Source organism: Tolypothrix sp. FACHB-123 (assembly GCF_014697075.1).
Taxonomy (GTDB): domain Bacteria; phylum Cyanobacteriota; class Cyanobacteriia; order Cyanobacteriales; family Nostocaceae; genus Aulosira.
Genome location: NZ_JACJRE010000138.1, coordinates 1 through 4509 on the forward strand (window position 1 = coordinate 1; position 4509 = coordinate 4509).

Below are 4509 nucleotides of genomic sequence, written 5' to 3' on the forward strand. Positions count from 1 at the left end.
TTACCTGTGATTGAGGATTTATTGGGTAAACAGGAATATCGAGAAAGTCTCACAGTGATTCAAGAGACTTTGGATGCGTTGTTAAAAAACAAACAAGATAAAAATCCCTGGACACCAGAAAATTCGCTGCTGTTTGTTGTTGTGGGCGGATTTTCTTACGCTCCTGGGAATGGGGAAAACCAAAAAACTTTACTTCGCTATTATCAACAAGCTGTTCGAGAATTGGGAGAAATAGAACGAGCGAATGCTTTAGAAATTCAGCATATTGCTTTTGAATATTGTTACGACTGGTCGAGTATGCTCAAAGCTTTTGCTGAGATACCAGTAAGTAAAGATACCCAGAAATCCTTATTTACTTCTTGGCGTGAATCGATAATTAAACGTAGTACACCTTACAGATACTCAGATTTTCATACAACTTCAAAAACCGTAGATAATTGGTGGTTGTATTGGTTACTAGATAGTATTACGACACAAGAAAAAGGACATACTTGGTTTAGGCAACAAATTACCGAATGGTTGGAGAAATTACCTGGAGATCCAGCACAACTGGGTTGGGAATACAATGTAATACATTTGTTAACAAGAGATTTGACCCAAATAAAGTACCAGGGAAAATCCCCATTACCTAAATTTTATGAGGTTGTGATTCAACCAAACCAACTATCGACACCAGATGAGATTTCTCGGAGAACGTACCTCCAAGAATATGCACCTCCCGATTTATGGGAAAGAGTAATGGCTTATTGGCAAGCAAATTTACATAATTTCGTACCATTACCAGAAGCATCTAAAAGCTCAGATTATACGAAGAATGTACAATGGATGTCTGCCTTAAAAGAGTTAGCACCACAGAATTATCAGAGCTTGTTGTCCCAATGGAAAGTCCAGCACAAGCGACGATCTAATTTGTGGAAAGCGATGAGAGATTTGGGATTGATGTAAAATCACCGGATAACGGGGACAAATAATGTTCAGAGCATCCTGAAATATGTTCAATCCTGAAGATAATAACTAGAAATAGCTCAGGAAGAATTATCTGAAATCATTTAAAATAATCAGATATGGGACAAGTCTGTTTGATTAGTTATGGTAAGAGCGAACAGATGTTCGCCCTAATGTTACTTCTTCTGATGTTTACTTGCAAAATGTGATTAAATACTTTCTTCAAGAAGTTTGTCAGTAATAACTTCTATAGCATTCCATTGAGTAAGAATTTGGCTATCGAGAGTATTTAGGCGAGAAACTTCTGCGGTTTTGTCGATTTCTTGAGATGCTTTTTGATTGAGAAGTTCTTCTAGCTCAACTTTGCGAGACAGAATATCACTGTCGATTCTTTTAGTGACTTCATTCTCAAAGTTTATAAAGATATCTTTCACAAAACTATAGACTTTAATCCTTTCTGCTTTAGCGATATTCGGTAAGTTCTCCTTCATTTTTTGTTTAGCTAACTTAACTAGCTGATTTCTTGCCAATTGTAATTGCACGGTACCTGTAACTAAACCAGCTAAAGCTATACCTATTGGCCCTAAAAAAGTTCCCGCACCATATAATAAAACGATATTAGCTCCTACAACGGTAAGGAATTGACCAATCAAACTTTTCCAATCTAGAGCGCCAAAGCCGACTAAAGCAGCACCCGCAGGATTCCCTAAAAATATACCAGCAGCAGCCCCAGCCCATCTCGTCCACCCAGGAGATTTTTCTTCTAAAGAAACTGTTCCTGTTTCTATTTTTTGTTGGTTCAGTTTCGCAGAGATTTGATTTGTCACTTGGCTATAGGCTTCACCATAACTTTCGGCGCTTTGAGCAATGTGGGAAAAAGCTTGTCCCAGTTTTTGTTCGGCTTTTTTAGTCCAATCTGCCATCCTGTCATTAGAATATCTATTAAATGCCTGTTCTAAATTCTCCTCAAACTCTTTTCGTTTACCACGTTGAATTAAATCAAAAACTTTTAAGTCTGGTTGGTAGGGTGCAAAGTCTGTTTCAAAGGTACTATCTAAGTTAGACAGATAGTTGCAGAAATCATCTGCTAACTCATTGGCATAATTTTCCGATTGATGGCGGATTTCATTTTTAAATCTATCTCTAATTTCAATCAACTGCTCAAATTCTGGTTGAACATCGAAAATTTTCTGTTTGAGTTCTTCTACTCCTGTATCTAGTAAAGTTATACGTATTCCTACAGCTTCATGAACCTGATGATAAATTTGACGGACTAAACCCTTGACAGTTAATAGCTCGGCAATAATTCGTTTTTGAGTTAAGAAAGGGCGTAAAATCTCGAAGAATTTATCAAAACCAGTTCCCTCTAGCGAACCAGAGGGATTTTGGGTGCGTGCTTTAAAAGCTGCTAAAGAATTTAATTCAAATACTCTTTGTTCATAAAAATTTTTACCGTTGACTTGACAGTAAGCAAACAAATTGCTGGCAAATACCTGACGAATTGTGTTTTCAGCTTCAGGTAATTCATCTTCATGTTCTACTTTTTGGGCAATTAAATCCCAATTATTAATGAGAAAAAAAGTAGCTAACTCTCTACCATAAATATAATTTTCCAAATAACGGCGTTCTGCTTGAGTCAAGGGTTGTGTCGCAGAAAGAACGAACAGAATTGCATGACAGTTATTGATATAACCTAAGGCTAAATTGTTTCGGGCTTCGGTATCATTTAAACCAGGGCTGTCAATTAATTCTACTCCTTTCTCTAAAATATCTAAGGGATACTCGATCACAGCATATTCTACATCAGGGAATGCAGGTGTTCCTTCTTCTTCCAACTTTTTGGCTTCATCGGGAGGGATAGTATAAGTTTTTTTAAAGGCGTTAAAATCCATTGATGTGGGTGGTTTATCGTCATTAAAATGAATTGTTACTTGTTTATTTTCGCCATAGCGAACAATCGTGAGAACTGCTGTGCAAGGATTCACACCTGTCGGTAAGATTTTTTCACCGATAATGGCATTTAATAAAGTACTTTTTCCTCGTTTCATATCTCCTAGTACAAGTAGGCGAAATACGCCTTGACGTAAATTTTTACTGACATTATTTAGATATGTAATATCCTGCTCAAATCCCAATTTACCTGAAGTATTTTCACCTGCGTTTTCGGCTTGAATTAATATTTCTGCTATTTTATCTAAAATTTCAGCAGTTTCTCTGCGAATTCTAGTAGCTTTTTCTAAGTCACTGGAAAATCGTTCTGCTTCACTTCCAGGAGTTGCTAGTTTTGAAGTCACTATATCTTCACTAATACTCACGACTTGTTGGCTATTGGCGGTAGATTCATGATTGGCATGTTTGTCAATGTTATTCATAAACTTAAATCCTCGATTTCAAGAAAAATTTGGTGTTTTAACATCTATGAGTTTACAGACAATAACAATCAGAGAATAGGTATTTTATGCGAATGACGAAATGAATAAAATTTTCGGAAATTGCAAACAACATAGGGAATAGATGCTGCTAAAGCCTCGAATGACTAAACACAAGCAGATAATTATTTCGTCATTCGCACCTTATCTACTGTTCTTGACTGTAAGCAATGTTAATTGTGGTATAGACAAAGTTTTTATCTCATCCAGATAACAGTTTTAACTGGAATATCTTGATTAATTACTACAATTTTCAGGAAATAACAGCATGAAAAAATTACTTGCAGGTATTACAGCATTCAGCTTATGTATAACTTCTCCAGGTATTGCTAAGGCGCAGGAATTTACAGAATTCAAGCATCAAAATGATGGATATTATTATGAAACACTCAAATCTCAAGGTGTTACTTATTACAAGTATAAAGTTCCTGCCCATAGCTTTGGTGTTTTTACACTCAAAAATCATAGTCGTAGAGCTGATTTTGATATTTACATATATGACTATGCTGGAGGCTGGAAGCTATTAGCTAAAGGAGAAAATACAGGAGTTACAACAGAGCTAGTTACTACGCCAATTTTTTCACAAAATAGATATGCATATATCAAGATAGTCAATTATGGTTCACAACCATCTCAATATCTGTTTTATGCCAATCATGTAACTCCTGGGAAGAATTTTGCAATTGCTTTAGCTGAAACTATCATTATATGTAGTCTTGAAAGACAAAATATTTCCGGACAAACATCTTCTCGCGTAGTTACGGGGATTTCCTCAATACTCCAAGGTAATAATTTGGCAGGTTTGAGTCGAGACATTGTAATTAATGAAATAACTAGCAACATGAGAAACCAATTTGGTTATGGATGTACAGGCGATTTTGCAGTCAATTGGGTAGTTTCTATGATTAAGGATGTTTACAGAAACTATCCTTAAGTAAGTTTTGTATTGTCACTTTGGTAGAGTCTAATCACCCAAAGGTTTACAAAAAGTTAGTGTGAGAAAAGCCCACTCTTTTTAGGGGTGGGATTAGCTCATAGACTACCAATAGTCCAGATTGTCAACATCACTGTCTATATCAATATCGAGACTCTCGGTTTTTAAGCCGTCAGATTGGGAACAGAAATAACAATCTGG

3 protein-coding genes are annotated in these 4509 nt (G+C 36.1%); 2 read left to right on the top strand and 1 reads right to left on the bottom strand.

All coding sequences use genetic code 11. The annotated features are described in order from the left end of the window. Positions 1-945 (top strand): hypothetical protein (locus tag H6G41_RS34220; protein WP_242038157.1); only part of this gene is annotated, 945 nt, incomplete at its 5' end. Positions 946-1154: 209 nt separating this feature from the next. Here H6G41_RS34220 and H6G41_RS34225 read toward each other — a convergent pair. Next, positions 1155-3317 carry a dynamin family protein gene (locus H6G41_RS34225; protein WP_190752807.1) on the bottom strand — a complete coding sequence of 721 codons (2163 nt, stop codon included), beginning with the start codon at positions 3315-3317 and terminating at the stop codon, positions 1155-1157. A 325-nt stretch (positions 3318-3642) separates the two neighbouring features. Here H6G41_RS34225 and H6G41_RS34230 point away from each other — a divergent pair, with 325 nt between their 5' ends. Then, a complete protein-coding gene (locus tag H6G41_RS34230; protein WP_190752808.1) occupies positions 3643-4308 on the top strand; it encodes a hypothetical protein in 666 nt (221 codons plus the stop codon). The last annotated feature ends 201 nt before the right edge of the window (positions 4309-4509 follow it).